A 26,687-nucleotide genomic window follows, 5' to 3' on the forward strand; every position below is an offset into this window, starting at 1 on the left:
TTTTCAGACAAGCCGCCAGACATTACCAGGACTGGGTTGCTTTAAACGTCTCGACCAGGCCTTTCAGCTTGGCTTCGATATCGTTATTAAAGTTGCCCGACTGGTTGATTTCAGCCATCAGCTCAGCGTGGTCGCGATCGGCGAAGGCCAGCAGTGCAGCTTCGAAGCTGCCAATTTTTGCCAGTTCAACGTCGTTCAGATAGCCACGCTCTGCAGCGAACAGAACCAGACCCTGCTGTGCGACAGACATCGGCGCATACTGTTTCTGCTTCAGCAGCTCGGTCACTTTCTGACCGTGGCTCAGCTGTTTGCGGGTTGCATCATCCAGATCAGAGGCGAACTGCGAGAATGCCGCCAGTTCACGATACTGTGCCAGCGCGGTACGGATACCACCGGACAGTTTCTTGATGATCTTGGTCTGTGCAGCACCACCTACGCGGGATACCGAAATACCTGGGTTAACGGCCGGACGAATACCGGAGTTGAACAGGTTCGATTCCAGGAAGATCTGACCATCAGTAATCGAGATTACGTTGGTCGGAACGAACGCAGAAACGTCGCCCGCCTGGGTTTCGATGATCGGCAGCGCGGTCAGTGAACCGGTTTTACCTGTCACTGCGCCATTGGTGAAACGCTCTACATAATCAGCGCTTACGCGTGATGCACGTTCCAGCAGACGGGAGTGGAGATAGAACACGTCGCCAGGGAATGCTTCACGACCTGGTGGACGGCGCAGCAGCAGAGAAATCTGACGGTACGCGACAGCCTGCTTAGAAAGGTCATCGTATACGATCAGCGCATCTTCACCACGGTCACGGAAGTATTCGCCCATCGCACAGCCTGCGTACGGAGAGAGATACTGCAGTGCAGCAGATTCAGAAGCAGACGCCACAACAACAATGGTGTTCTGCAGTGCGCCATGCTCTTCCAGCTTACGAACCACGTTAGAGATGGTTGAGGCTTTCTGACCAATCGCAACGTAGACACACTTGATGCCTGAGTCGCGCTGGTTGATGATCGCATCGATCGCCATCGCGGTTTTACCGGTCTGACGGTCACCGATGATCAGCTCACGCTGGCCACGACCGATTGGAATCATCGCATCGACCGACTTATAACCGGTCTGAACCGGCTGGTCGACTGACTGACGATCGATAACGCCAGGTGCAATGACTTCAACCGGTGAGAAACCATCGTTGTCGATTGCGCCTTTACCGTCGATAGGAGCACCCAGGGTGTTCACTACGCGGCCCAGCAGGCCACGGCCTACCGGTACTTCAAGAATACGGCCAGTACACTTAACCTTCATGCCTTCGGCGAGGTCAGCGTAAGGGCCCATCACCACTGCACCAACCGAGTCACGCTCGAGGTTCAGGGCGATAGCGTAACGGTTGCCCGGCAGGGCAATCATCTCACCCTGCATGACATCGGCCAGGCCGTGTACGCGGATGATACCGTCACTTACAGAAACAATCGTACCTTCGTTGTGAGCTTCACTCACGACATTGAACTGAGCAATGCGCTGCTTGATCAGTTCGCTGATTTCGGTGGAATTCAGTTGCATATGCTCCAGTCCCCTTAAGACTGCAAGACGTCAGCCAGACGGTCAAGACGGCCGCGTACGCTGCCATCAATAACCAGATCACCCGAACGGATGATCACGCCTGCCATCACAGACTTATCAATTTTGCAATTCAGCTTAACTTTGCGTGACAGACGTTTTTCCATCGCGGCGCTGATTTTATTCAGCTGGTCGTCACTCAGCGTACTGGCGGAGATAACATCAACTTCAGCGGTAGCTTCATGAGCGTCACGCAGTTCGATGTATTGGGCCAGTACAGCCGGAAGCGCTGTCAAACGTCCGTTTTCCGCCATCACCTTAATCAGGTTCTGCGCGGGTTCATCCAGTTGATCACCACAGACTGCGTTAAACGACGCTGCCAGCGCTTCGGGTGCTAATGCACCTGAGAGAAGATCAGCCATCTGTTCATTGCGAGCCACTTCTGCGGCAAACGCCAGCATCTGTTGCCAGCGTTCAATACTTTGATGCTCAACAGCAAAGTCAAAAGCTGCTTTGGCGTAGGGGCGAGCTACAGTAATCAGATCAGACATCAGCCCCTCCCTCCTTACAGTTCAGCGACCAGTTTATCAACGATGTCGCTGTTAGCAGCTTCATCCACGGAGCGTTCGATGATCTTCTCGGCGCCAGCCATAGCCAGCAACGCGACCTGCTTACGCAGTTCTTCACGCGCACGTTTGCGTTCAGCGTCAATTTCAGCCTGCGCTTGTGTCACGATGCGATTACGTTCGTTTTCAGCTTCGGTTTTGGCTTCGTCCAGAATCTGCGCGCGACGCTTGTTCGCTTGCTCGATAATGACCTGAGCGTCTTCTTTGGCTTTTTTCAGCTGGTCGGTCGCATTAGCCTGCGCGAGATCCAAATCTTTCTTTGCACGTTCAGCAGAAGCAAGGCCTTCAGCAATTTCTTTCTGGCGCTTTTCGATAGCAGCCATGAGCGGCGGCCATACGTACTTCATGCAGAACGCGACAAACAGGATGAACGCGATAGCCTGGCCGAGGATTGTTGCATTAATGTTCACAGCACAATGCCTCTAGATTGAGTATTTAACTTTTCTGCCGTTATCAACGATAAGCGGCAGAATCCGTTCACCCTTGCACATTGTGCGCTGAGTGAACACAGGGCTTTAGGCGACAGCAAACATCACGTACAGACCCAGACCAACAGCGATCATCGGGATTGCATCCACCAGACCCATTACAACAAAGAACTGCGTACGCAGCAGAGGAATCAGGTCAGGCTGACGAGCAGCGCCTTCCAGGAATTTTCCTCCGAGGATGCCGATACCGATCGCAGCACCGATTGCCGCCAGGCCCATCATCACAGCGGCAGCCATGTACAGCAGATCCATATTCAGGTTTTCCATGACAGTCTCCAGTTTGTTTCAGTTAAATGCTCCCTTCATCTTCCGGGCTTCAGCGGTGTGCGCTGCAACCCGAAATCAAGAGGGAAAGTAGTGTTGAGAAAAAAATCAATGTTCTTCAGATGCCATCGACAGATAGACAATCGTGAGGACCATGAAAATGAAAGCCTGTAGCGAAATGATCAGGATGTGGAAAATGGCCCACGGCACATTCAGCACCCACTGCGACCACCACGGCAACAGACCGGCAATAAGGATAAAGATCAGTTCACCCGCATACATGTTACCGAACAGTCGTAAACCCAGTGATACAGGCTTAGACAGCAGGCTCACACCTTCCAGAATCAGGTTGATCGGGATGAAGATCGGGTGGTTAAAAGGCTGCAGCGTCAGCTCTTTAGTGAAGCCGCCAATGCCTTTCATTTTGATGCTGTAGAACAGAATCAAAATAAATACGCCCAACGCCATAGATAGCGTGATGTTCACGTCTGCAGATGGTACGACGCGCAGCGCCGGTAACCCCAATACGTGCTCGCCAATATATGGCAGCAAGTCGATTGGCAGCAGATCCATGAAGTTCATCAGGAAGACCCAGACAAAGATTGTCAGAGCCAGCGGGGCGATAAGTTTGCTCTTACCGTGATACATGTCGCGCACGTTACTATCGACGAAACCGACAACCAGTTCGATAGCCGCCTGCATTTTCCCTGGCACACCGCTGGTGGCAGATTTCGCCACGCTACGGAACAACACCAGGAAGATGATTCCCAGCACCATAGAGAAAAACATGGAATCGATATTTAATACCCAGAACGTCGCGGGAGCGTCGTGCGGATTCACTATCTCGAAGGTACGCAGGTCCAACTGAAGATGAGTCAGGTGGTGACCAATGTACTCTTGCGGAGTAGAGATTTCTCCTGCAGCCATGATGCCTCTTACCCTTTGTTGTTAATTACCGCCGGTGCCAGCATTTGTACCACCAGCACCGATAACCAGGTTATTCCGACCGGCCAGAAAACCGCTCCGAATAGACCCAACGCCACAATGAGCAAAATGATGGTCGCAAACACTTTGGCTATTTCACCCAAAGCGAAGCTCCACGCGACTCGCCCCGAAGCTGGGGTTTGCCCCTGCAGGCGCCAGGCTAAAAACAAAAACAATACGTTTGGCAGCCAGGCTGCCGCACCGCCAGCAAGAGCAGAGAGACCCCAGATGACATCTTTAAGAGCAAAGAGTGCACCGATGATGACTATCGTCACCAGCTGAATCATCAGCACCGTTCGGGCGTATTTTACACTGTAAAGAGACACTGACATGACGCTGATACTCTCCTGCCCCGTTAGGGGTATGTCGCGTGTCGTATAAGACTGCCTTTGCGCAGTTGAGTCAAGCAGCAAAAGCCGTGCAAATTATACGGGCCGCACCTGCGATTTCAATCGGTAAGTAGCGAAAAGGTGAACAATTATTTAAATTTCTTTCCGGAGGGCTATTTTTCCAAAGATTACCCTGCAGAGATTCACCCTAATCTGACTGAAAATTCTCTCGCAACTTGCTTTTAAAGCGTGCTTTAGATCACATAATAAGCACTTTCACTACACTGAGTTTTATCTTCGCGCTATTTAAGAACAATCTGTATTACAAATTAACTCAATAAAATCAAATCATTGAAATTATAAAAATGCATCTGCAAGACTATTTTCACAGAAAACACGCTATTGACATCGAACTGTGCTTAAGAATCGTGTAATTGATATTACGCACGCAAAGTTATTACCGCGATATATTTTCTGCCGTGACTACTTTTATTCAGCGACCCGCCTATACAAGTGATATTTCTGATAACTGAATGTGAATTAAACGTTAAATGTAACAGAGCTTTTCGGATAATTTCCGTCAGCGTTTTAACCTTCGGTCAGCCAGGGCTTAATCAAAATCTTTTATTGATAGCGCATCATCTGCACTTTTTTCATCCCGGAACTGACGAAAATCACTGGCAGATAAACGCTAAATCTCTGCTAGTCGAAAGCCTATTGGTGACGAAGAATGACCAGGTGGCGATCACCTTCCAGCTGCGGTACCTGCAACTTAATCACAGCATCAGAGACGTAGCCTGCCGGTAACTCCGCAATTTCATCGTCCGGACGCACGCCTTTCAGCGCGAAGAAGCGCCCTTCTCTTCCCGGCAGATGATGACACCAGTTCACCATGTCGGTCAGCGAGGCAAATGCACGACTGATCACGCCATCAAAGGGCGGCTCAGCCGGGAACGCCTCAACCCGGCTCTGCACCGGAGTAATGTTAGTGAGTCCTAACTCATGCTGAACCTGACGCAGGAAACGCACCCGCTTGCCCAGGCTGTCGAGCAACGTAAAGTGCGCATCAGGCATCACGATAGCCAGCGGAATGCCAGGCAGTCCTGGTCCGGTTCCCACATCAATGAAACGTGAGCCTTGCAGATGCGGCGCCACCACGATGCTGTCGAGGATATGGCGTACCAGCATCTGCTGCGGATCGCGCACTGATGTCAGATTGTAGGCTTTGTTCCACTTATCCAGCAGGCCGACATAGGCAACCAGCTGCTGTTTTTGTTGATCGGAGAGGGAAATACCGGCTGCCTGTAGCAGCGACGTGAGTGTGTTGATCACAGCATAAGTCCATTCAGCGGGGGCGAGTCTCCTCGCCCCGTTTTCAGATCAGGCGCTTTTACGCAGCAGACCCTGTTTTTTCAGATAGATAAGCAGAATTGAGATGGCCGCCGGCGTAATGCCGGAGATACGCGTCGCCTGACCAATCGAACTCGGTTTGTGATCGTTCAGCTTGGCGATAACCTCATTTGAGAGGCCGTTCACCTGGCGATAGTCGAGCTCCACCGGTAACAGCGTGTTCTCGTTACGCAGCTGGCGATCGATCTCTTCCTGCTGACGCGCGATATAACCTTCATATTTGACCTGAATCTCAACCTGCTCAGCGGCCTGCTCATCAGCCAGTGCCGGACCAAAGGCATCCAGCGTCATCAGCTTCAGATAGGTCAGCTCAGGACGGCGCAGCAGATCTTCGCCGCTCGCTTCTTTGGTCAGCGGCGCGCTGAGTACCGTATTCACTTCCGTCACGTGCTCTGACTTCGGATGGACCCAGATATCGCGCAGGCGCTGACGCTCCTGTTCAATCGCTTCCAGCTTCTGATTGAAACGCGCCCAGCGCGCATCATCCACCAGACCCAGTTCACGACCGGTTTCGGTCAGACGCAGATCGGCATTGTCTTCGCGCAGCATCAGACGATATTCAGCACGGGAGGTAAACATCCGGTACGGCTCTTTGGTACCGAGCGTGCAGAGGTCATCAACCAGTACGCCCAGATAAGCCTGGTCACGACGTGGTGCCCAGCCCTCTTTGTCCGCAGACTGACGGGCGGCATTCAGACCCGCCAGCATCCCCTGCGCAGCGGCTTCTTCGTAGCCGGTTGTGCCGTTGATCTGGCCGGCAAAGAACAGGCCGTGAATAAATTTGCTCTCCAGCGTCAGTTTGAGATCGCGTGGATCGAAGAAGTCATACTCGATGGCATAGCCCGGACGCACGATCTTCGCATTCTCCATGCCCTGCATGGAGCGAACGATCTGAATCTGCACATCGAATGGCAGACTGGTTGAGATGCCATTCGGGTAGATCTCATTGCTGGTCAGCCCTTCCGGCTCCAGGAAGATCTGATGCGAGTTACGATCGGCAAAGCGCATCACTTTGTCTTCGATAGACGGGCAGTAGCGTGGACCGATCCCCTCGATGATCCCGGCATACATCGGGCTGCGATCCAGATTATTGCGGATCACCTCATGGGTTTTCTCATTGGTGTGAGTGATCCAGCATGGTACCTGCTGCGGATGCTGAGACGCATTGCCCATAAACGAGAACACCGGCATCGGGTTATCGCCGTGCTGCGGGCTGAGCACTGAAAAATCGATGGTGCGCGCATCGATACGCGGTGGCGTACCAGTCTTGAGGCGGTCTACCCGCAGCGGCAGCGCACGCAGTCGTTTTGCCAGCGGAATGGACGGGGGATCACCTGCACGACCGCCACTGTAATTATCCAGACCGATATGAATTTTGCCGTCAAGAAACGTGCCGACGGTGAGTACGACTGTTTTCGCGCGGAACTTCAGTCCCATCTGGGTGACTGCACCCACCACACGATCGTTTTCCACGATAAGATCGTCGACCGCCTGCTGGAAGATCATCAGATTGGGCTGGTTCTCCAGTGCCGTACGCACTGCCTGGCGATAGAGCACGCGATCCGCCTGAGCACGGGTTGCCCGCACTGCCGGACCTTTGCTGGCGTTTAGTATCCTAAACTGGATACCCGCCTGGTCAATCGCACTGGCCATCAGACCACCCAGGGCATCCACTTCCTTCACCAAATGTCCTTTGCCAATCCCACCAATCGCCGGGTTACAGGACATTTGTCCAAGCGTATCAATGTTATGGGTGAGTAACAGGGTTTGCTGACCCATTCGGGCTGCCGCCATTGCGGCTTCGGTGCCCGCATGACCACCACCAATTACGATGACGTCAAAAGGATCCTGATAAAACATGAAGTGGTACCTCGGTTGATGAACTTGCAGGATCGTCGTCCTGGGGCGTGGATTCTACTCAAATTCCGTCTGGGGTGAAAGCCGCGGGATCGTCCGGTTTTAAAAGAAAGGATCTTAGGTCTGTATATGATCTTTCTGTTAGATCTCTTATTAGGATCCCGCTTTTCTGTGGATATGTGCCAGAAGCACAGCAGAAACAACAGGATGAAGAGGATCACTACCTGTTAGTGATCGGTGATCCTGATCCGTATAAGCTGGGATCAAAATGGCAAGTTATCCACAGCTCAAAATTCATTCTACGGTTGTTCTTTGGATAACTACCGGTTATACGCAGTAAAAGAGGGTAGTTATCCACAAAATAAACGAGCGGGAAAGGATAAAATCAGCATGTTCCACTGGGGATCGTCACTATTTCGCGATCCCCAGCCCCCTTCAGATCGCTTTTTTCCAGCTTTCCAGCCAGGCTTCCGCGGGATCTTCAGGGATCTCATGATCCAGCACATCAATCTCCAGACGATCGCCGATCTGGCGGGCACCCTGAGCAATTAACAGGGCTTCAATCTGGCGGATCGCGCCACAAAAGAGATCATATTCATGATTGCCGAGTCCGATGGCACCAAACCGGACCTGCGAGAGATCGGGCTGGCTTTCCGTAATGGCTTCGAACAGCGGCAGCAGGTTATCGGGAATATCGCCTGCACCGTGAGTTGAACAGACCACCAGCCAGATACCCTCATGTGGCACTTCATCCAGCTCCGGGCCATGCAGCATCTGCGTTGAGAAGCCCGCTTCCTGTAATTTTTCTTCCAGATGTTCAGCCACATACTCTGCGCTACCCAGAGTACTGCCACTGATTAAGGTGATATCGGCCATCTTGCTCTCCCGGACATTAAGGCGAGCATTGTACGCTGTGATCAAGCGGTGATCCACCTGTGGACAACAGGGTTAATAGATTAAGAGAAGCGAACGCAGCCGTTGCCAGCCGCCACATTCGTCAGGGATAAGATTATGCACAAGGCGGAGAAGGATCAGGGCTTGATAGTGCGCATGATCGGGTTTTGCAGCGAGATCAGCGTTTCCGTCGACTGAATTTCATCTATGGTCTGGATCTTGTTGATCAGCACCTGCTGCAGGGCATCAATGGATCGGCACATCACCTTAATAAAGATGCTGTAGTGGCCGGTGGTGTACCAGGCTTCAACCACTTCATCCAGCGCATCCAGTTTGCTCAGCGCCGCCGGATAGTCACGCGCGCTCTTAAGGATGATGCCGATAAAACAGCAGACATCAAACCCCAGCTGGCGCGGATCGATATCAACCCGGGTGCCCAGGATAATGCCCGCCTGCTTCATCTTCTCCACGCGGACATGAATGGTGCCGGGGCTGACGTTAAACTGTTTTGCCAGCTCGGCGTAAGCAGTGCGCGCATTGTCGAGCAGGGCATTCAGAATGCCGCGATCCAGGTTATCGAGCTGCAGATGTTCGGCCATGGCCATCCTCGTTATTGGTCTGCTTAAGTAAACAAGGATGAATGTGCAGCAAAATAGTGGTTCAGGCAACTCCCGGCAGCGACGGGCGTCGCTGCCGGTTCACTTAGCGTTTGCGCCAGACGGTGACCTGCGCCAGCGTGTGCTGGAACTTGCGGGCCGTTTCGCGGATCACAAACGGTTTATCCTGCGGTTCATCGACCAGGTCGAAGTCGGCCGCCAGCAGACGTTGCAGTGCCTGTAGCGTCGTCAGTGCCTCACCGTTTTCACGCACGCCGCCCAGCCAGTTCTCCTTCGGCGTGAAATCCTCCAGCCAGGTATAGGGCGATGAGAGCACCAGAATGCCGCCCTGACGCAGCATCGGCGTGACATCCCGCAGGAAGCGTGCGGGATGACGCAGGCGATCGATCAGGTTGGATGCAAGTACCAGATCGTAACGGGCGGGTTGCGGCTTAAGGTTACAGGCGTCGCCCTGAACAAACTGAATCCGCTGCGCCAGTTCGCTCTCCAGCGCGAAATCTTTCAGGCGAACCTGGCGATACTCCACCAGATCGCCTTCCTGTGGCAGGAGATAACGGAAGTCTTCGCCGCTGGCCAGCTGAAGCGCCACATCGATGAAGCGCGCCGAGTAGTCCATGCCGGTGACACGTTCAAAGTGGCGGGCCAGTTCAAAACTGGCGCGTCCGGTGGCACAGCCGATATCCAGTGCCTCGCCGCGTGCCGTGGTGTAGTTCAGCGCCAGGTTTACCAGGCTTTCGGCATAGTTATCCACGCCGAAATAGCGCGGGCCATACTGGAAGTCGAGGTATTGCGACACCATGGCGTCAGATTCATACGGGTTCAGCGCCATGGTTTCCTGATGGCTGGAAACCACGTAGCGGAAACCGGCATGCTGGAAGAAGTGGCGGCGGAACGCATAGCGTGCCGATTTCAGCGCTTCGTTGCCGGTCGATATCCAGCTACCGCCTTTGATCAGCGAATGTTTGCCATCAAAGGTCGGGGTAGAGAAATCATCGTAAAGCGGGTGGACTTTAAAATCTTCAAAGCCGTTGGTCGGCGTGGTCGTCCACTGCCAGACGTTACCGACGATATCGAAGAAGTCACCCTGGGCGAAGAGATCGACCGGTGAAGAGGAAGCCCAGTACGCCAGGTTAATGTTACCCGGTGCCCGATCCCAATCCGGCTGATCGCCCGCGACCTGTTCGCGCAGCTGAGCCCACTCCGCTTCACAGGGGAGCTGAACACTCATTCCCGTCTGATCCGCTTTCCAGCGGCAGAAGGCCGCCGCTTCCAGCTGGTTAACCTCGGCTGGCCAGTCCCACGGCATCGCGACTTCTTCACACATCAGACGCAGTTTAAGCTGATCGGGCATCGCAGGCGTGCCGACCCAGAAGGTGGGCATCTCCGCTTTAGCAAACTGACACCAGCCCCAGCCTTCGTCATCCCACCAGCGAGCGTCCTGATAACCCCCCGCCTCAACGAACGCCAGGAATTCCGCGTTGCTGACCAGCATTTTGCTCGCCCTGAACGACTGCAGCGCGATCTGCTGGCGGCCATATTCGACATCCCAGCCATAGGTATCGTCGGTTTTACCCAGCGTGACGGTGCCGCCGGGCATCGGCAGCAGGGTATTGGCCGGAACAGCCTCGCGCTGGTGGCGCGCCATCGGGCAGACCGGCCACGCGGGCTGGGGTTTCACCCACCCGACCGGTAACTGGCGTATCAGTACGCTGGACGTTTCCAGATGAATACGCTCATGCTCAATGCCCATCAGGATCACCCAGGCCGGACTCTCCCAGGTGATCGGCAGAGTCAGCGGCAGGGTCTGGATCAGATCGCTGACCAGCGCTTTAACGCGCCCGCGGTATTCGCGGACTTCTTCGACAGTGGGCCAGTCATAGTGGCTGTCGTTGAGATCGTCCCAGCTCATCTCATCCACACCAATCGCCATCATCGCTTCGATACGATCGTCCAGACGCGCGTCGATAAGGCGTCCGGCCATCAGCTTATTAATGTAGAAGGTAGCGGTGTGGCCAAAATAGAAGATTAAAGGATGGCGCAGCGGAATGGCTTTGGTAAACCAGGCCCTGGAATCGGCCAGACAGGTAAACAGACTTTCATACTGTTCCCAGGTCTGGTGGAAATAGGCCAGCAATTCGGCACGTTTTTGTTCAATGTTATGGCCGGAGAGCAGTAGCGTTCGCGTCGGCGCAGGCAGATCGCGATGAGGTTGAGCAAGCGTCACAGGAAGCTCCAGATTGCTGAGTAAGTGAAACGGTAATTTACTATAGCAAATATGCATTTCTGCCCGATGACTTAACGCCGCCAGTGACGCAGCAGACGGCTTTTCATGCCGGTATCGAAACGCCAGATATGGTCGAAGATGCGCAGAATGCCTGGTTTCCCGTGGGCCGACATAGCCACGGCGTGAAAACGTTGCTGATTATTTCGCTGACGCGTTTTAATGGTCCCGATCACCTCTTCCGGCAGACGCTGGGCAATAAAATCGGAGACGATCACCGCATCGGCTTCCTGCCACAGGACGCCTTCCATTCGGGTCACAACGGAAGAGAGGCAGGCTGCCAGATCGGTGCCGCCGCGAAAGCGCTGACTGAGAAAGCGAATCGCCTGTTCCAGCCCGTCATCACCGGTCAGTTCATAGCCGATCACCTCATGCGCAAACAGCATGATGTAGCAGCGACGGCGATCGGCCAGCGCGACTTTCAGCAGCGCCAGACAAAACGCTTTGGCGCAGCGCTCATTGAAACCACCCATCGAACCCGAGGTATCGACGCAGACGATGAAAGGCCCACGCGGCTGCTCTTCATGCTGCTGGTGGCTGGCCGGACGCATCGTCACCTTTTCATGCCAGGCATCGCCCTGCAGCTTGTAGGTCAGCAGCCGTTTCTCTACCAGCCGCCGGTAAAACTCCAGCTCCAGTTCACTGATACTCAGCGCAGCTAACTCCGGCGGCAGCAGACGCAGCACGTCATCGCTCTGGTGAATGCCGCTGACCTCCTCCGGCACGGCCGCAGGTTCCTGCACCATATGGTGAAAGGCCTCCATAGGGGCATCCTGCGACGGCACCGATTTTGCCTCGCGGCTGCGACCCAGCTGCTGGGCCAGTTTCAGCAGCTCCGGCTGCTGCGCCAGAAAGTCGCCATATTGCAGCATCAGCTGATAGTCGCCAGGCTGCAGTGACGCTTTGCTCATGTCCCACAGCCGGCCAGCGGCGGCTTCGTCATCGTCGCCGAGAATCGGTGCCAGCTGACCGCTCAGCGCCATACGCTGCTGCAGTTCCGCCAGCAGGCGTTCGCGCTGCTGCTCCAGCAACGTTTGATTCAGCGTCAGGGTCTGTAAGGTCAGGCTCAGCCGCCAGCGCTGTAGAAAAAGCTGGTGCTGCGCGCTGCTGAGATGGCTGATATCGGTGTGCTGCAGCAGCCGGTTGGCTTCATCCAGAAAAGGGGAAGGCAGGCTTTCAAGCGCCTGAAGCGTGGCATTCAGCTGGTGGCTGAATTCACGATCGCTGAGGAGTTGTACCCGCTGGAACAGCTGAAACTCTTCGGCCAGCGTGGCCGGAACCGGCGTGGCTTTGAGCTCAGCGTTGATCTCCGCTCGCCAGCGTGGCACATCGCGCAACAGTGCTTTTTTCAGCCCGGGAAACTTTTCAAAAAACAGCGCCAGCTGTGGAGACGCCAGCAGGGCAATAATCAGCTCTTCAATCAGTTCGGTTTCACCCACGGAGAGCAGTGTGCTGAGCGTCTCCAGTGGGATCATTTACGCGCCTGTTTCAACTGTTCCGCCACATCCTGCAGGCTGGTTTCAACGCGCGCCAGCCAGTCATCACTGATAAACAGGCAGCGCTGATGCTGGCTGAACAGATGACGCTGCGACCGCAGTTCACTCTCCAGTGCATCCAGCGCTTCGGTGATCTCACCGGGCAGCGGCTCGCTATTGCTGACGCCAGGCAGTGTCAGACGCGACGATTGCAGGCTGACATCACGGATAGCCAGGCAGTGCTGCGCATCCACCTGTAAATCCAGACTCTGCGCAAAGCCAATTCCATTGAGCTTGCCGCGAACCTCGCCCCCTTTCTGCAGCCACTGATTCAGTGCATCACGCGCGATAACCAGATGTGTCACCTGCATATCATGCAGCATCAGCGGCTTTTGCAGCATCAGCGTCAGTTGCTCATCAGTGAAGCTTTCCGGCAGATCGTAATGGGGTTTGCGACTGAACATCCCACTGTGTTTTTCAAGGGTGATCGCCTGTGCGATGCTCTGTTGCTGCTGCAGAGCCATGCGACGCGCTTTTATCTGATGCAGTTTCAGCAGCATCGGCTGCTGCTGCCAGGCGTGCTGTGTCATCAGCTGATCGATTTCGCGCTCCAGCAGCTGCATGGACGCGACGTCGTGCCAGAGGCAATCTTTCAGCAGGATCAGGTCTATCGGCGCAATGGCGCTGCGGCCACTGTAAAAGGCGCTGGCCTGCAGCAGATGAATAGCTTTTTTCCAGCGACGATCGGAAATATAGGGCGCGGCGGGCTGGCTTTCCAGTTGCTGGCGCAGCTGATAAATCAGCTCGAACACCGCATCCGGGAGGCTGACCTGACTGATGCCGAGCTGCCACTGCGCATACTCCTCATCACTGATGCGCAGGGATTCCGCGACCGGATTGGTGTGCTCATCCTGCTGATGGGTCAGCATGCTGCGAAAGTTCTGCTTCTCATGCACATTATCCAGCCACAGGCGGATTAGCATCCGGTCATAGAGCGCTTCAAGGCCGCTGTCCGCTTCCGGCATTTCATTAGAGGCGGTGACCAGCAGACGCATCGGAATGGCCTCTTCGCTGTCGCCATTGCGGAAGCGGCGTTCGTTGATAGCGGTCAGCAGGGTATTCAGAATCGCCGGGCCGGCTTTCCAGATCTCATCCAGAAAAACAATCTCCGCGTCGGGCAGATAACCTTTAGTGAGGCGCTGATAGCGCCCTTCATCCTTCAGTGCCTGAATAGATAGCGGGCCAAACACCTCTTCCGGTGTGGAGAAACGGGTCATCAGATATTCAAAGGCGCGGGCGTGCTGAAAGGCATATTTCAGGCGGCGGGCAATCAGGCTCTTGGCGATGCCGGGCGGTCCCAGCAGGAACACGCTTTCACCGCTCAGCGCTGCCAGCAGGCAAAGGCGGATGGCATGATGTCGCTCATACAATCCTTTTTCTAACGCATTGCTAAGGCGAGAAATTCTTTCTGCCAAAAGATGGGGTTGAGCCATAATCACTTCAATGTCCTTACGATCGTCGGGCCGCCGCGCTTCAGCAAGCGCCTTACTCTATAGATCATCATGCGTGAAAGCGTTGATAGCTGTCAGCTTTTTTGTTTCATAAGGTTTGCCTGCTTTGAAAGCGGCGCTGATTAACGCTTTAATGCCTGAAACCACCCCGTTACCCTGGCAGACAGGCGAAGCGGGTATAGGAATTTTCGGCAAACCGTGCATACTGTGCGCTTTTTGATGGCCTGAGCGAGGGGTTGTTGCGCCTCTTAGACTCCAACAAAAGATAACTCTATGAGCTCGGATAATAAGCAGTCACTTCGCGGATTAACGCTGGCCGCTATTGGTGTTGTTTACGGGGATATCGGCACCAGTCCGCTGTATACCTTGCGTGAATGTCTCTCCGGACAGTTCGGCTTCGGCGTTGAGCGGGAAGCGGTGTTTGGCTTTTTGTCGCTGATTTTCTGGCTGCTGGTGCTGGTGGTATCACTGAAGTACATCAGTTATGTGATGCGCGCCGACAATGCCGGTGAAGGCGGTATTCTGACACTGATGTCGCTGGCGGGCCGCCATACGGGTGCACGCGCCACGGCAGTGCTGGTGATCATGGGCCTGATTGGCGGCAGCTTCTTCTATGGGGAAGTGGTGATCACGCCGGCCATTTCGGTGATGTCAGCCATTGAAGGTCTGGAGATTGCCGCGCCGTCGCTGGATCCCTTTATTGTGCCGATGTCGATTGCGGTGCTGACGCTGCTGTTTGCGATTCAGAAACATGGCACCGGCATGGTGGGCAAACTTTTCGCGCCGGTGATGCTGGTGTGGTTCCTGGTGCTGGCGATCCTGGGGGTCAGCGGCATCATGAAAAACCCGGAAGTGCTGCATGCGCTGAATCCTGCCTACGCGGTCGAGTTCTTCCTGCACTATAAATCTGTCTCATTCTTCGCGCTTGGCGCGGTGGTACTGGCGATTACCGGGGTTGAAGCGCTGTATGCCGATATGGGTCACTTCGGTAAAGTGCCGATCCGACTGGCCTGGTTCTCGGTGGTGCTGCCGTCGCTGGTCCTGAACTACTTTGGTCAGGGCGCGCTGTTACTCAGCGATCCCAAAGCGATTAAAAATCCCTTCTTCCTGCTGGCGCCGGACTGGGCGCTGATCCCGATGCTGATTCTGGCGACGCTGGCCACGGTGATTGCCTCACAGGCGGTGATCTCCGGCGTCTTCTCGCTGACGCGCCAGGCGGTGCGACTGGGCTATCTGCCGGGGATGCGTATCATCCACACCTCTGAGCGCGAATCGGGCCAGATCTATATTCCGGTGATTAACTGGGTACTCTACTTCGCCGTGCTGATTGTGATTATCAGCTTTGAGCATTCAAGTAATCTGGCTGCGGCCTACGGTATCGCCGTCACCGGCACCATGGTGCTGACCGCGATGCTCTCCTGTACCGTGGCGGTTAAAAACTGGCACTGGAATAAGCTGGCGGTTGCCGTCATCCTGGTACTGATGCTCTGTATCGATGTGCCGCTGTTTACCGCCAACCTGGTGAAAATCTTCTCCGGTGGCTGGCTGCCGCTCTGTCTCGGCCTGGTGATGTTTATCATTATGACGACGTGGAAAAGCGAACGTTTCCGCCTGCTGCGCCGCATGCATGAGCATGGCAACTCACTGGAGGCGATGATCGCGTCACTGGAGAAGTCGCCGCCGGTTCGCGTGCCGGGCACCGCGGTCTATATGTCGCGTGCGCTGAATGTGATTCCGTTTGCCATGCTGCATAACCTCAAACACAACAAAGTGTTGCATGAGCGGGTGGTGCTGCTGACGTTGCGGACGGAAGATGCGCCTTACGTGCATAACGTGCGTCGCGTGACGATTGAGCAGCTGTCGCCCACCTTCTGGCGGGTGGTGGCCAGCTACGGCTGGCGCGAAACGCCAAACGTCGAGGAGATTTTCCACCGCTGCGGGCTGGAAGGGCTCAACTGCCGCATGATGGAGACATCGTTCTTCATGTCGCATGAGTCGCTGATTATCGGCAAACGGCCGTGGTATCTGCGCCTGCGTGGCAAACTCTTCCTGGCGCTGCAGCGCAATGCGCTCCGTGCGCCAGACCAGTTTGAGATCCCGCCAAATCGGGTGATTGAGCTGGGCACCCAGGTCGAGATTTGATCTGCAGTGCCCGCCTTACGGGGCGGGCGCTGACCAGCGCAGCGTGACGCATAATCCGCCACCCGATCGCTGGCTGAAGCTGACCTGCATCCCGTGCAACTGGGCGATATTGCGGACTATCGATAATCCCAGCCCGCTTCCGCTTTTCTCCTGACCTGGCGGTCGCCAGAAACGTTCACCAAGCCGTTGCAGATCGGCTGCACTCAGACCTTCGCCGTTATCCTCTACCGACAGGCTGTTCGCCTGAAGCCGCACATCAACTTCGCTGCCCGCTGGCGTATAGCGAATGGCATTATCCAGCAGATTACGCACCAGCAGTGACAGTAACAGCGGATGCCCCTGAATCTGCGGATCGGCGTCAGCATGCAGCCGCAGCGTGACACCCGTTTTATCCGCCAGCGGCAGCTGTGCAGCCAGCGTCTCCTGGACCGTGCGTTTCAGCGCCACCGTTTCGAAGGCGCTGCGTGCATCATCTGCTTCAACCCGTGAGAGCGTCAGCAGCTGATCCACCAGCCGGGTTGCGCGGATAATGCCGGCATCCAGTTGCTGCAGCGCATGGGTTCGCATCACTTCATCATCTGCAGTCAGCTGGATCACCTCGCTTTGCACCTGCAGCGCGGCCAGCGGACTGCGCAGCTCATGTGCGGCATCAGAGGTAAAGCGCCGTTCACGCTGCATCATTGCGCTGATGCGGCTGAACAGACCGTTGAGCGCGACCATCAGCGGTTGCACCTCTTTCGGCACGCGGTCTGCCTGCAGCGGCGTATCATCATCGGGCGCGCGCTGCTCCAGCTGCTGTGCCAGCGTCTTCAGAGGGCGCAGTTCAGACCAGACCAGACCGATCAGCAGCAGCAACATAAAGGGCAGCGCGATCAGCCAGGGCAGCATGCTGGCTTTCATCAGATCCCGCGTCATGTCGTCACGGTATTCGGACTCCTGACCCACCACCACCCGGAACTGCTGGTCGGGCGTGGTCAGCCAGACAAACCGCCAGCGATCGTCATCATTGGTGAGCTGGCCCTCATGAAATCCCTGATACTCCGCCTCAAACGGCAGGTAGCGGCCATTGTCACCATCATTCATCACCTGCCGGCCGTCACGCGTGAAGACGGCAAAGGCCAGGGCGTCGTCATCCTGATCGCCGCGATGGTGGCGCAGTATCTCTTTGGTTTTAGGCAGAGTGGCGTTGTCCAGCGAGGAGAAATCCAGCGTCAGCAGACGCTTTGCCAGCAGCATCTGCTGGGTATCGAAGAGCTCATCAAGGGTTTCACGTGTCTGATGCCAGGCACTCAGGCTGGCGCTGGCCCAGCAGATCCCGAGCAGCAGCACAAAACCGATACCCAGCCGCAGAAACAGGCTCATTGATCGCATTCAGCCGCTCCCAGGGTATAACCGACGCCGTGCAGCGTGCGGATAAACTGGCTGCCCAGTTTTTTACGCAGATGATGAATGTGAACCTCTACCGCATTGCTGGAGACATCGGCGTCCCAGTTGTAGAGCTTCTCTTCCAGCTGGCTGCGTGTCAGCACCCGGCCCGGGTTTCGCATAAACAGTTCCAGCAGCGCCAGTTCACGGCTTTTCAGCGCAATCGTCTCACCTTCGCGCATCACACTGTGGCTGCCGGGTATCAGCACCACATTACCGTGACGGAGTTCGGGCTGCAGCTGGCCATGACGGCGGCGGATCAGCGCCTGTAAGCGAGCAGCCACTTCGGTTAAGGCAAAGGGTTTACACAGATAGTCGTCGGCTCCCAGCTGCAGGCCTTCGACCCGCTGATCGAGCGCATCGCGTGCGGTCAGTATCAGTACCGGTACATCTTTGCCCTGCTGTCGCCACTGCCGCAGAATATCGAGCCCATCCCGCTCGGGCAGTGAGAGATCCAGGATCACCGCATCCCAGGGCGCGGCCTCCAGCGCGTTAAAGCCCGCCTCACCAGAGGTAAACCAGTCAACGCTGAAGCCCAGTTTACTCAGCCCCGCCTTGATACCGTCGCCAATTAAACGATCATCTTCAATCAGTAAAATACGCATCACGTCTCCCTGTTCCGATAGCGCTTTATACGAAGCAACTTCCTGCTTGTACAGCTGATTTCGGCGAAAGTAGCTTATTTTTGCCTCTTAAGAAGCTGTTAAGAACTTTATGGTCAACTAAGCTCAACAAGACGAACCACATCATGGAAAAGAGGTGACAAAATGAAAAAGCACGCTGCAATTCTGGCCGTCGTAATGCTGGCTTCCGCCCCGGTTTTCGCTGCACAGCAGGGTGGGTTTGTTGATCCCAGTGCACCAGCCGCACAGACGCAGGCAGCAGCCGGTCAGGGTGGTTTCAGTGCCGATCACACCAGTGTGGTGACCGTAAAGCAGGCTGAAGAGATGAAAGATGACAGCTGGGTCACCGTGCGCGGTAAGCTGGAGAAACAGATCGGCAACGAAGATTATCTGTTCCGCGACCAGACCGGCACCATGAAAGTCGAAATCGACCACAAGCACCGGAACGGCCAGACTATCTCACCTAAAGACAACGTCGAGCTGACGGGTGAACTGGATAAAGATTTCAACAGCATTGAGATGGACGTTAAGCAGGTTAAGAAACTGCCTTAATCCTCTCCTCCGGGGCCGCGTTCGCGGCCCTTGTTTCTGCCCGTCCCCCGACTTAATACAAATTTCTCCCCGCGTGAGCGAAACGTTTCGATAGCGATCACAGATTTCTTCTTTGCCGGTTGAGTTGATGACGGCTTTTCATACACTCCTGACAGCGAAACGTTTCGCTGTGGAGTGAAAAGATGAAAAAAGGTCGCTTGTTAAACGCTGAACTCTCTCATGTGATTGCCCGCCTGGGACACACGGATACGCTGACGATTGCTGATGCAGGCTTGCCGATTCCGGCCGGACCGCAGCGCATCGATTTAGCGCTCACGCCGGGTACGCCCGATTTTATGCAGGTGGTTAATGCTGTCGCACTGGAGATGCAGGTAGAGAGCGCCCTGATCGCGGAAGAGATTAAGCAGCATAATCCGCAACTTCATAGCGCGCTTGTCGCCGTGCTCGAAGCCTTGCAACAGCACCAGGGGAATATCATCACCATCAGCTACACCAGTCATGAACAATTCAAACAACAAACGCAGCGTAGTCAGGCGGTCATTCGCAGCGGAGAGTGCTCTCCGTTTGCGAATGTCATCCTCAGCGCCGGTGTGACCTTCTGAGGCCGCTATGCAACCTTTACTGCAACTCGACGGCATTGAAAAATCTTTTCCGGGTGTGAAAGCCCTCAAGGGGGCGTCGCTGAATGTCCGGGCAGGACGCGTGATGGCGCTGGTGGGCGAGAACGGCGCAGGCAAGTCCACCATGATGAAAGTGCTGACCGGCATCTATCAATATGATGCCGGTACGCTGCGCTGGCTGGGCAAAGAGACCCGTTTCAGCGGGCCGAAAGCGTCTCAGGAAGCGGGTATTGGCATCATTCATCAGGAACTGAACCTGATCCCTCAATTAACCGTGGCGGAGAATATTTTTCTCGGCCGCGAATATGTCAGCCGTTTTGGCCGTATCCAGTGGCCGCGCATGTATGCCGAAGCCGATGCGCTGCTTAAACGGCTTAATCTGCGCTTCAACAGCCACAAGCTGGTGGGGGATTTGTCGATTGGCGATCAGCAGATGGTCGAAATCGCCAAAGTCCTGAGCTTTGAGTCGCAGGTGATCATCATGGATGAGCCGACCGATGCGCTGACCGATACCGAAACGCTGTCGCTGTTCCGGGTGATCAACGAACTGAAAGCGCAGGGCTGCGGCATCGTCTATATCTCGCATCGCATGAAAGAGATCTTTGAGATCTGCGATGACGTCACGGTGTTCCGCGACGGTCAGTTTATTGCTGAACGCCCGGTCAGCGAGCTGACTGAAGAGAGCCTGATCGAGATGATGGTCGGCCGTAAGCTGGAAGATCAATATCCCCATATTAATCAGGCACCAAGCGACGTGCGGCTGAAAGTGGAGAACGTCAGCGGACCGGGCGTGGATAACGTCAGTTTCAGCCTGCGTAAAGGTGAAATCCTTGGGGTTTCCGGCTTAATGGGCGCGGGCCGTACCGAACTGATGAAGGTGCTTTACGGCGCCCTGCCGCGTCGCGAAGGCACACTGTGGCTCAATGGTCGGGAAGTGGTGACGCGCTCACCGCAGGATGGGCTGGCTAACGGCATCGTCTATATCTCCGAAGATCGTAAGCGCGATGGCCTGGTGCTGGGCATGTCAGTAAAAGAGAACATGTCGCTGACAGCGTTAGGCTATTTCAGTCACGGCAGTGGCACGCTGAAACATGCGGCAGAGCAGCTGGCCGTGGGCGACTTTATCCGGCTGTTTAACGTTAAAACGCCTTCAATGGAGCAGCCCATTGGTCTGCTTTCGGGCGGCAACCAGCAGAAAGTGGCGATTGCCCGCGGGCTGATGACCCGGCCTAACGTACTGATTCTGGATGAACCGACACGCGGTGTGGATGTCGGCGCGAAGAAAGAGATCTATCAACTGATTAACCAGTTTAAAGCCGAAGGGCTGAGCATCATTCTGGTCTCCTCGGAAATGCCGGAAGTGCTGGGCATGAGCGATCGGATTCTGGTGATGCATGAAGGCCGTATCAGCGGCGAATTTACCCGAGAAGAAGCCACTCAGGAGAACCTGATGGCAGCCGCCGTAGGCAAGCAACACAGCGAGGATTTAGTGGTATGACGACCCAAACTTTACCTGCCAGCCGTCGCTGGTTTAGCAAAAGCTGGCTACTGGAACAGAAGTCGCTGATTGCGCTGATGGTGCTGATCGCCGTGGTGGCCAGCCAGAGCCCGAACTTCTTTACCGTGGCGAACCTGTTCAACATTCTGCAGCAGACCTCGGTTAACGCCATTATGGCGGTCGGGATGACGCTGGTGATCCTGACTTCTGGTATCGACCTCTCTGTGGGATCGCTGCTGGCCCTGACTGGCGCGGTGGGTGCGTCGCTGGTGGGTATGGAGGTCAATGCCCTGGTCGCGGTGGCGGCGTCGCTGGCGCTGGGAGCGGCAATCGGTGCCCTGACCGGCACCATTGTGGCGCGCGGCAAAGTGCAGGCGTTTATCGCCACGCTGGTCATGATGCTGCTGCTGCGTGGTGTCACCATGGTCTACACCGATGGCAGTCCGGTAAACACGGGTTTTAATGCCAATGCCGATCTGCTGGGCTGGTTTGGTATTGGTCGTCCGCTGGGTGTCCCTGCGCCGGTCTGGCTGATGGCGCTGGTCTTTATTGCTGCCTGGTACATGCTGCAGCACACCCGTCTGGGTCGCTATATCTATGCGCTTGGCGGTAACGAAGCGGCAACGCGTCTCTCCGGCATCAATGTGAATCGCGTCAAAATCATCGTCTATTCACTGAGTGGCATGCTGGCAGCGCTGGCAGGCACCATTGAAGTGGCGCGCCTTTCTTCGGCACAGCCGACAGCGGGTACCGGCTATGAGCTGGATGCGATTGCTGCGGTCGTGCTGGGCGGAACCAGCCTGGCAGGCGGTAAGGGCCGTATTTTCGGCACCCTGATTGGCGCGCTGATCCTCGGCTTCCTGAACAACGGCCTGAACCTGATGGGCGTCTCTTCGTACTACCAGATGATCGTTAAGGCGGTAGTAATCCTGCTGGCGGTGCTGGTAGATAATAAAAGCAGTAAATAACTCTGACCTTACACAGGATGACATGATGAAAAAGTTAACCGCACTGGCCGTGATCCTTGGCGCAACGCTCAGTACCAGCGCTATGGCTAAAGATACTATCGCGCTGGTGGTTTCAACCCTGAATAACCCGTTCTTTGTTTCGCTGAAAGAGGGCGCGCAGAAAGAAGCGGACAAACTGGGCTACAACCTGGTGGTGCTGGATTCACAGAACAACCCGGCGAAAGAGCTGGCTAACGTGCAGGATCTGACGGTTCGCGGCACCAAACTGCTGCTGATCAACCCAACCGACTCTGATGCTGTGGGCAATGCGGTGAAGATGGCTAACCAGGCGAACATCCCGGTGATCACGCTGGATCGCGTTGCGGCACAGGGCACCGTTGTCAGCCACGTCGCCTCCGATAACCGTTTCGGCGGTAAAATGGCCGGCGACTTCATCGCCAAAAAAGTCGGCGAAAGCGCCAAAATTATCGAACTGCAGGGCATTGCCGGGACTTCTGCCGCCCGTGAGCGTGGCGAAGGCTTCAAACAGGCCGCTGATGCGCATAAATTCCAGATCCTCGCCAGCCAGCCTGCCGATTTTGACCGTACCAAAGGTCTGAACGTCATGCAGAACCTGCTTCAGGCACACCCGGACGTTCAGGCCGTATTCGCTCAGAACGACGAAATGGCACTGGGTGCACTGCGTGCGCTGCAGACCGCCGGTAAAACTGGTGTGATCGTCGTTGGTTTTGACGGTACTGCTGATGGCGTTAAAGCGGTAGAAGGTGGCAAACTGTCCGCGACCGTGGCACAGATGCCAGACAAAATTGGCATGATCGGCGTAGATACCGCTGATAAAGTGCTGAAGGGTGAAAAAGTGAAGGCGATCAATCCGGTCGACCTGAAGCTGGTCACTCAATAACTCAAAGAAAAGCAGGGCACTGCGCCACCCTCCTGGTGGCGCACTTATTCCGGACTCCCCTAATGAGCAAAAACGCAAAACTGGCCGTTCTTGGCAGCATTAACGCTGACCACATCCTTAATCTGGCGCACTTTCCTCGTCCCGGTGAAACGGTGATCGGGCAGAATTATCAGATTGCGTTTGGCGGTAAGGGTGCGAATCAGGCTGTCGCCGCCGGTCGTGCTGGTGCCGATATCGCATTTATCGCCTGTGTGGGCGCTGACGACATTGGTGAACGTGTTCGTCAGCAACTGGCCCAGGACAATATTGATACCACGCCAGTCGAAGTGGTCGAGGGTGAGTCAACCGGCGTGGCGATGATTTTCGTCAATGGTGACGGTGAGAACAACATCGGCATCTACTCCGGTGCAAACGCGGCGTTAACACCCGCCTGCGTGACGCGCCATCAGCAGATTATCGCCGACGCCGATGCACTATTAATGCAGCTGGAATCACCGCTGGAAAGTGTGCTGGCCGCCGCGACGCTTGCCCGACAGCATCAGACGCAGGTTATTCTCAATCCTGCACCCGCCACCCAGCTCTCAGATGAACTGCTGGCGTTGATCGACATTATTACCCCGAATGAAACCGAAGCCGAGAGTCTGACCGGCATTGCGGTCAGCAACGATGAAGATGCCGCCCGCGCTGCGGCAGTACTGCATGCGAAAGGTATCGGCACGGTTCTGATTACTCTGGGTCGCCGCGGTGTCTGGCTGAGCGAGCAGGGAGAAGGTCAGCGTATTACTGGCTTCAGTGTTAAAGCTATCGACACCATCGCGGCGGGCGACACCTTTAATGGCGCCTTTATCACCGCGCGACTGGAGCAGAAAACGATGTATGACGCGGTGCGGTTTGCCCATGCCGCCGCTGCTATCGCCGTTACCCGCTCGGGAGCGCAGCCCTCCGTGCCGTGGCGCGCGGAGATCGATGAATTTTTGCAGCAGCAGGGCTAAGCATTTGAGCACCATGAAAGATGTCGCTCGCCTGGCGGGCGTCTCTACCTCCACTGTCTCGCACGTTATCAATAACAATCGCTTTGTTAGTGAAGGCGTGCGCGAAAAAGTTGAGCAGGCCATCCGCCATCTGAATTACGCCCCCTCTGCGCTGGCGCGCAGTCTGAAAATCAATCAGACGCACACGATCGGTATGCTGCTGACCACCAGTAGTAACCCATTTTATGCCGAAGTGGTGCGGGGTGTGGAGGAGAGCTGCTATCAGCGTGGCTACAGCCTGATTCTCTGTAACACGGCAGGTGATGAACAGCGGATGAACCGCAGCCTGGAAACGCTGATGCAGAAGCGCGTCGACGGTTTATTGATCATGTGTACGGAAAGTCACCTGCCCTCGGCCGACATTCTGAACCGTTATCCCTCTATACCTGCCGTCATGATGGACTGGGCGCCGTTTGAAGGCCGTGGTGACATTATTCAGGATAACGCGCTGCTGGGCGGGGAGCTGGCGACTCAGCATCTTATCGACAGTGGTTATACCCGCATCGCCTGTATCGCCGGTCCACAGGATAAAACCCCGGCTCGTATGCGCCTGGAAGGTTATCGCAACGCCATGACAAAGAGTGGCCTGGCGATTCTGCCCGGCTATGTGGTGAATGGTGACTTTGAATTCCAGGGAGGCTACAACGGGATGGTCGAACTGCTGGCGCTGGAAACGCCGCCGGAAGCGGTTTTCACCAGCAACGATGCCATGGCGGTGGGCGTTTATCACGCACTTTACCAGGCCGGCATGCAGGTTCCGCAGCAGATGGCGGTAATGGGATATGACGATATCGAACTGGCGCGCTATCTCACTCCGCCACTGAGTACCATTCATCAACCGAAAGATGCGCTGGGTGAACTGGCGATAGACACCCTGCTCCATCGTCTCAGCAATCCCGACGCCAGTCAGCAAACGCTGGTGCTGACGCCGGAACTGGTGGTACGTGGATCGGTTTAGCGCTTTTTCTTTTTGTCGCGATTACTGATCAGATTACGGCCATCGCCGTTTTTCAGCAGCATAAAGGTCAGCGCCGACAGTACTGTTACCACGCCCATGGTCATAAACGTGGCGTGGAACTGTGAAATGGTGCTGGTTTCAAACTCCTGGTAGAAGCGCAGCACCGCGGCGCTGACGGCCACACCAAAACTGATCGCTAGCTGCTGAGTCACGGCCAGCACGCTGTTACCACCGCTGGCGTTATCATCATTCAGATCGGCCAGGGTGATAGTATTCATGGCGGTAAACTGCGTAGACATGGCCATGCCGAGAATAAACAGCGGAAGTAATAGCACGATGATGCTTTCAGCGGGCGACTGCAGAGAGAAGCTGGCGATCAGAATGCCAATAATGGCGGTAATGCCAACAAGCAGGCGGCGGTAACCCAGCCAGCGCAGCAGTTGCGTCACCGTCGACTTCGCCAGTATTGAACCAATGGCGATGGGTGCCATCATGCAGCCCGCGATAATCGCTGAATAGCCAAAGCCGACCTGCAACATGAGCGGCATCAAAAAGGGCACACAACCGGTGCCAAGACGTGACGCGATGTTGCCACCGATGCCCACTGAGAACGTCCGGGTTTTAAACATCGGCAGATTGATCAGTGGCGAAGGGTGATTTCGGGCATGCACTATATAAAGAAGCAAAAGCACAATCCCGCTGAGTAATATCCCGCCCGCCAGCCAGGCGGAAACAATCCGCTCGCCAAACAGCTCAATCCCAATCGAGATCATCACCAGTCCGGCCCCAAACAGTAAGAAGCCGAAAAAGTCGAAGCGGCGCTTCGGCGTGGTGAAGTCCGGCATATATTTGCGTGCGTAGATAATGCCGAGAATGCCAATCGGGATATTAATCAGGAAAATCCAGTGCCAGGTCGCGTAGGTCACCAGCACGCCGCCCAGCATTGGCCCCAGTATCGGGCCAACTAATCCCGGCATGGTGACAAAGTTGAGCACCGGCAACAGCTCACTGCGCGGATAGGCGCGTAACAGCGCCAGTCGCGCGACCGGCATCATCATTGCGCCACCGACGCCCTGTATGATGCGCGAGATGACCAGTACCTGGAGTGTGGGAGAAAGTGCACAAGCCAGCGAGCCCAGGGTGAACAGCGAAACGGCAACGATAAATACCTTGCGCGTGCCGTAGCGATCGGCGAGCCAGCCGCTGACCGGAATCAACATAGCGACAGTCAGGGTGTAACTGATGACGGCGGATTGCATGGCCAGAGGAGAACGGTCGAGGCTGGTGGCGATAGCGGGCAGGGCAGTATTCAGTATGGTGGCGTCGAGTGACTGCATGAAAAAGGCCATGGCAGCTATCCATGGCAAACCAGCCATGCTGCGCGCGGATTTTATCATTGAGTATCCTTCCTGGGGTTATCCTGCGAGAAGAAGCAAAATAATAGCACCCGCATTAAGCAACGGCAGGTCTCTTTACAACGTTTAATGGCGATTTTTGTGCGTTATTCCGTCATGAAACGTCTCTTTTTAAGCCGTTCGTTTAAAAAAGATGCGCTCAGCAAATTAATTCAAAGAAACGCTTGTCAGCCCGCGGAAACTCCCTATAATGCGCCTCCATCGACACGGAACACCGGCAACGGGAAGCGGGTTGAGAGGCACAGGAGACTGCGCCG

At 55.4% G+C, this 26,687-nt stretch carries 24 protein-coding genes; 8 read left to right on the plus strand and 16 right to left on the minus strand.

Annotated elements, in window-relative coordinates; genetic code table 11:
• Positions 1-22: 22 nt before the first annotated feature.
• The 13 genes from atpA to ravA form a co-directional block, all read right to left on the minus strand.
• On the minus strand, positions 23-1,564 hold the full coding sequence (atpA, locus tag AFL22_RS06245; protein ID WP_010258868.1) for a F0F1 ATP synthase subunit alpha: 1,542 nt from the start codon (positions 1,562-1,564) through the stop codon (positions 23-25).
• A 14-nt stretch (positions 1,565-1,578) separates the two neighbouring features.
• A complete protein-coding gene (gene atpH / locus AFL22_RS06250; protein WP_003849530.1) occupies positions 1,579-2,112 on the minus strand; it encodes a F0F1 ATP synthase subunit delta in 534 nt (177 codons plus the stop codon).
• 14 nt (positions 2,113-2,126) lie between these two features.
• Positions 2,127-2,597, minus strand: coding sequence for a F0F1 ATP synthase subunit B (gene atpF, locus AFL22_RS06255; protein ID WP_003849528.1), 471 nt, complete (start codon positions 2,595-2,597; stop codon positions 2,127-2,129).
• 105 nt (positions 2,598-2,702) lie between these two features.
• A complete protein-coding gene (atpE, locus tag AFL22_RS06260; protein WP_003849523.1) occupies positions 2,703-2,942 on the minus strand; it encodes a F0F1 ATP synthase subunit C in 240 nt (79 codons plus the stop codon).
• Positions 2,943-3,047: 105 nt separating this feature from the next.
• Positions 3,048-3,866, minus strand: coding sequence for a F0F1 ATP synthase subunit A (gene atpB / locus AFL22_RS06265; RefSeq protein ID WP_010258863.1), 819 nt, complete (start codon positions 3,864-3,866; stop codon positions 3,048-3,050).
• Between the two features lie 8 nt (positions 3,867-3,874).
• A complete protein-coding gene (atpI, locus tag AFL22_RS06270) occupies positions 3,875-4,255 on the minus strand; it encodes a F0F1 ATP synthase subunit I (RefSeq protein WP_010258861.1) in 381 nt (126 codons plus the stop codon).
• A gap of 711 nt (positions 4,256-4,966) precedes the next feature.
• On the minus strand, positions 4,967-5,584 hold the full coding sequence (gene rsmG, locus AFL22_RS06275) for a 16S rRNA (guanine(527)-N(7))-methyltransferase RsmG (protein ID WP_010258859.1): 618 nt from the start codon (positions 5,582-5,584) through the stop codon (positions 4,967-4,969).
• Positions 5,585-5,632: 48 nt separating this feature from the next.
• Positions 5,633-7,522, minus strand: coding sequence for a tRNA uridine-5-carboxymethylaminomethyl(34) synthesis enzyme MnmG (mnmG, locus tag AFL22_RS06280; RefSeq protein WP_010258857.1), 1,890 nt, complete (start codon positions 7,520-7,522; stop codon positions 5,633-5,635).
• 432 nt (positions 7,523-7,954) lie between these two features.
• On the minus strand, positions 7,955-8,395 hold the full coding sequence (gene mioC / locus AFL22_RS06285) for an FMN-binding protein MioC (RefSeq protein WP_052270974.1): 441 nt from the start codon (positions 8,393-8,395) through the stop codon (positions 7,955-7,957).
• Positions 8,396-8,550: 155 nt separating this feature from the next.
• Positions 8,551-9,012, minus strand: a complete 462-nt coding sequence (asnC, locus tag AFL22_RS06290) for a transcriptional regulator AsnC (protein ID WP_003849496.1) — start codon at positions 9,010-9,012, stop codon at positions 8,551-8,553.
• 103 nt (positions 9,013-9,115) lie between these two features.
• Complete coding sequence (gene ovoA / locus AFL22_RS06295) at positions 9,116-11,254, minus strand: 5-histidylcysteine sulfoxide synthase (protein WP_052270975.1); 2,139 nt, start codon at positions 11,252-11,254, stop codon at positions 9,116-9,118.
• 71 nt (positions 11,255-11,325) lie between these two features.
• Positions 11,326-12,786: an ATPase RavA stimulator ViaA gene (gene viaA / locus AFL22_RS06300; RefSeq protein WP_010672185.1), complete on the minus strand. Its 1,461-nt coding sequence runs from the start codon at positions 12,784-12,786 to the stop codon at positions 11,326-11,328.
• Positions 12,783-14,279: an ATPase RavA gene (gene ravA, locus AFL22_RS06305; protein WP_010258850.1), complete on the minus strand. Its 1,497-nt coding sequence runs from the start codon at positions 14,277-14,279 to the stop codon at positions 12,783-12,785. The genes viaA and ravA overlap by 4 nt, the downstream gene beginning before the upstream one ends.
• A 291-nt stretch (positions 14,280-14,570) precedes the next feature.
• Between ravA and kup the strand changes: the two genes are divergently transcribed.
• Positions 14,571-16,439 (plus strand): low affinity potassium transporter Kup, encoded by a 1,869-nt coding sequence (kup, locus tag AFL22_RS06310; RefSeq protein WP_010258849.1) that lies wholly within the window; start codon positions 14,571-14,573, stop codon positions 16,437-16,439.
• 15 nt (positions 16,440-16,454) lie between these two features.
• On the opposite strand, the gene qseC is transcribed toward kup, so the two are convergent.
• Together qseC and qseB are read right to left on the minus strand one after the other, a co-directional pair.
• Complete coding sequence (qseC, locus tag AFL22_RS06315; protein ID WP_082239133.1) at positions 16,455-17,810, minus strand: quorum sensing histidine kinase QseC; 1,356 nt, start codon at positions 17,808-17,810, stop codon at positions 16,455-16,457.
• Positions 17,798-18,469 carry a quorum sensing response regulator transcription factor QseB gene (qseB, locus tag AFL22_RS06320; RefSeq protein WP_052270977.1) on the minus strand — a complete coding sequence of 224 codons (672 nt, stop codon included), beginning with the start codon at positions 18,467-18,469 and terminating at the stop codon, positions 17,798-17,800. Before qseB ends, qseC begins: the two co-directional genes overlap by 13 nt.
• 162 nt (positions 18,470-18,631) lie before the next feature.
• Here qseB and AFL22_RS06325 point away from each other — a divergent pair, with 162 nt between their 5' ends.
• The 7 genes from AFL22_RS06325 to rbsR all read left to right on the plus strand — a co-directional run bounded on the left by AFL22_RS06325 (position 18,632) and on the right by rbsR (position 25,015).
• Positions 18,632-19,039, plus strand: coding sequence for a NirD/YgiW/YdeI family stress tolerance protein (locus AFL22_RS06325; RefSeq protein WP_052270978.1), 408 nt, complete (start codon positions 18,632-18,634; stop codon positions 19,037-19,039).
• A gap of 182 nt (positions 19,040-19,221) precedes the next feature.
• Positions 19,222-19,641, plus strand: coding sequence for a D-ribose pyranase (gene rbsD, locus AFL22_RS06330; RefSeq protein ID WP_003849483.1), 420 nt, complete (start codon positions 19,222-19,224; stop codon positions 19,639-19,641).
• A gap of 7 nt (positions 19,642-19,648) precedes the next feature.
• On the plus strand, positions 19,649-21,157 hold the full coding sequence (gene rbsA, locus AFL22_RS06335; RefSeq protein ID WP_052270979.1) for a ribose ABC transporter ATP-binding protein RbsA: 1,509 nt from the start codon (positions 19,649-19,651) through the stop codon (positions 21,155-21,157).
• Complete coding sequence (gene rbsC, locus AFL22_RS06340; protein WP_050679988.1) at positions 21,154-22,125, plus strand: ribose ABC transporter permease; 972 nt, start codon at positions 21,154-21,156, stop codon at positions 22,123-22,125. Before rbsA ends, rbsC begins: the two co-directional genes overlap by 4 nt.
• A 25-nt stretch (positions 22,126-22,150) precedes the next feature.
• Complete coding sequence (gene rbsB, locus AFL22_RS06345; protein WP_052270980.1) at positions 22,151-23,026, plus strand: ribose ABC transporter substrate-binding protein RbsB; 876 nt, start codon at positions 22,151-22,153, stop codon at positions 23,024-23,026.
• Positions 23,027-23,088: 62 nt separating this feature from the next.
• Positions 23,089-24,018: a ribokinase gene (rbsK, locus tag AFL22_RS06350; RefSeq protein WP_052270981.1), complete on the plus strand. Its 930-nt coding sequence runs from the start codon at positions 23,089-23,091 to the stop codon at positions 24,016-24,018.
• A 13-nt stretch (positions 24,019-24,031) separates the two neighbouring features.
• Positions 24,032-25,015, plus strand: coding sequence for a ribose operon transcriptional repressor RbsR (gene rbsR, locus AFL22_RS06355; RefSeq protein WP_031292583.1), 984 nt, complete (start codon positions 24,032-24,034; stop codon positions 25,013-25,015).
• On the opposite strand, the gene mdtD is transcribed toward rbsR, so the two are convergent.
• Positions 25,012-26,412: a multidrug transporter subunit MdtD gene (gene mdtD, locus AFL22_RS06360; RefSeq protein ID WP_010258829.1), complete on the minus strand. Its 1,401-nt coding sequence runs from the start codon at positions 26,410-26,412 to the stop codon at positions 25,012-25,014. The genes rbsR and mdtD overlap by 4 nt on opposite strands.
• Between the last annotated feature and the right edge of the window lie 275 nt (positions 26,413-26,687).

Source organism: Pantoea sp. CFSAN033090 (assembly GCF_001264395.1).
GTDB lineage: Bacteria > Pseudomonadota > Gammaproteobacteria > Enterobacterales > Enterobacteriaceae > Pantoea > Pantoea agglomerans.

What these genes read in the sequence shown, in the direction of transcription:
- atpA (WP_010258868.1), bottom strand. Translation starts at nt 1,564, where the DNA reads ATGCAACTGAATTCCACCGAAATCAGCGAACTGATCAAGCAGCGCATT.
- atpH (WP_003849530.1), bottom strand. Translation starts at nt 2,112, where the DNA reads ATGTCTGATCTGATTACTGTAGCTCGCCCCTACGCCAAAGCAGCTTTT.
- atpE (WP_003849523.1), bottom strand. Translation starts at nt 2,942, where the DNA reads ATGGAAAACCTGAATATGGATCTGCTGTACATGGCTGCCGCTGTGATG.
- atpB (WP_010258863.1), bottom strand. Translation starts at nt 3,866, where the DNA reads ATGGCTGCAGGAGAAATCTCTACTCCGCAAGAGTACATTGGTCACCAC.
- atpI (WP_010258861.1), bottom strand. Translation starts at nt 4,255, where the DNA reads ATGTCAGTGTCTCTTTACAGTGTAAAATACGCCCGAACGGTGCTGATG.
- mnmG (WP_010258857.1), bottom strand. Translation starts at nt 7,522, where the DNA reads ATGTTTTATCAGGATCCTTTTGACGTCATCGTAATTGGTGGTGGTCAT.
- mioC (WP_052270974.1), bottom strand. Translation starts at nt 8,395, where the DNA reads ATGGCCGATATCACCTTAATCAGTGGCAGTACTCTGGGTAGCGCAGAG.
- asnC (WP_003849496.1), bottom strand. Translation starts at nt 9,012, where the DNA reads ATGGCCGAACATCTGCAGCTCGATAACCTGGATCGCGGCATTCTGAAT.
- viaA (WP_010672185.1), bottom strand. Translation starts at nt 12,786, where the DNA reads ATGATCCCACTGGAGACGCTCAGCACACTGCTCTCCGTGGGTGAAACC.
- ravA (WP_010258850.1), bottom strand. Translation starts at nt 14,279, where the DNA reads ATGGCTCAACCCCATCTTTTGGCAGAAAGAATTTCTCGCCTTAGCAAT.
- kup (WP_010258849.1), top strand. Translation starts at nt 14,571, where the DNA reads ATGAGCTCGGATAATAAGCAGTCACTTCGCGGATTAACGCTGGCCGCT.
- qseC (WP_082239133.1), bottom strand. Translation starts at nt 17,810, where the DNA reads ATGCGATCAATGAGCCTGTTTCTGCGGCTGGGTATCGGTTTTGTGCTG.
- qseB (WP_052270977.1), bottom strand. Translation starts at nt 18,469, where the DNA reads ATGCGTATTTTACTGATTGAAGATGATCGTTTAATTGGCGACGGTATC.
- AFL22_RS06325 (WP_052270978.1), top strand. Translation starts at nt 18,632, where the DNA reads ATGAAAAAGCACGCTGCAATTCTGGCCGTCGTAATGCTGGCTTCCGCC.
- rbsD (WP_003849483.1), top strand. Translation starts at nt 19,222, where the DNA reads ATGAAAAAAGGTCGCTTGTTAAACGCTGAACTCTCTCATGTGATTGCC.
- rbsA (WP_052270979.1), top strand. Translation starts at nt 19,649, where the DNA reads ATGCAACCTTTACTGCAACTCGACGGCATTGAAAAATCTTTTCCGGGT.
- rbsC (WP_050679988.1), top strand. Translation starts at nt 21,154, where the DNA reads ATGACGACCCAAACTTTACCTGCCAGCCGTCGCTGGTTTAGCAAAAGC.
- rbsB (WP_052270980.1), top strand. Translation starts at nt 22,151, where the DNA reads ATGAAAAAGTTAACCGCACTGGCCGTGATCCTTGGCGCAACGCTCAGT.
- rbsK (WP_052270981.1), top strand. Translation starts at nt 23,089, where the DNA reads ATGAGCAAAAACGCAAAACTGGCCGTTCTTGGCAGCATTAACGCTGAC.
- rbsR (WP_031292583.1), top strand. Translation starts at nt 24,032, where the DNA reads ATGAAAGATGTCGCTCGCCTGGCGGGCGTCTCTACCTCCACTGTCTCG.
- mdtD (WP_010258829.1), bottom strand. Translation starts at nt 26,412, where the DNA reads ATGATAAAATCCGCGCGCAGCATGGCTGGTTTGCCATGGATAGCTGCC.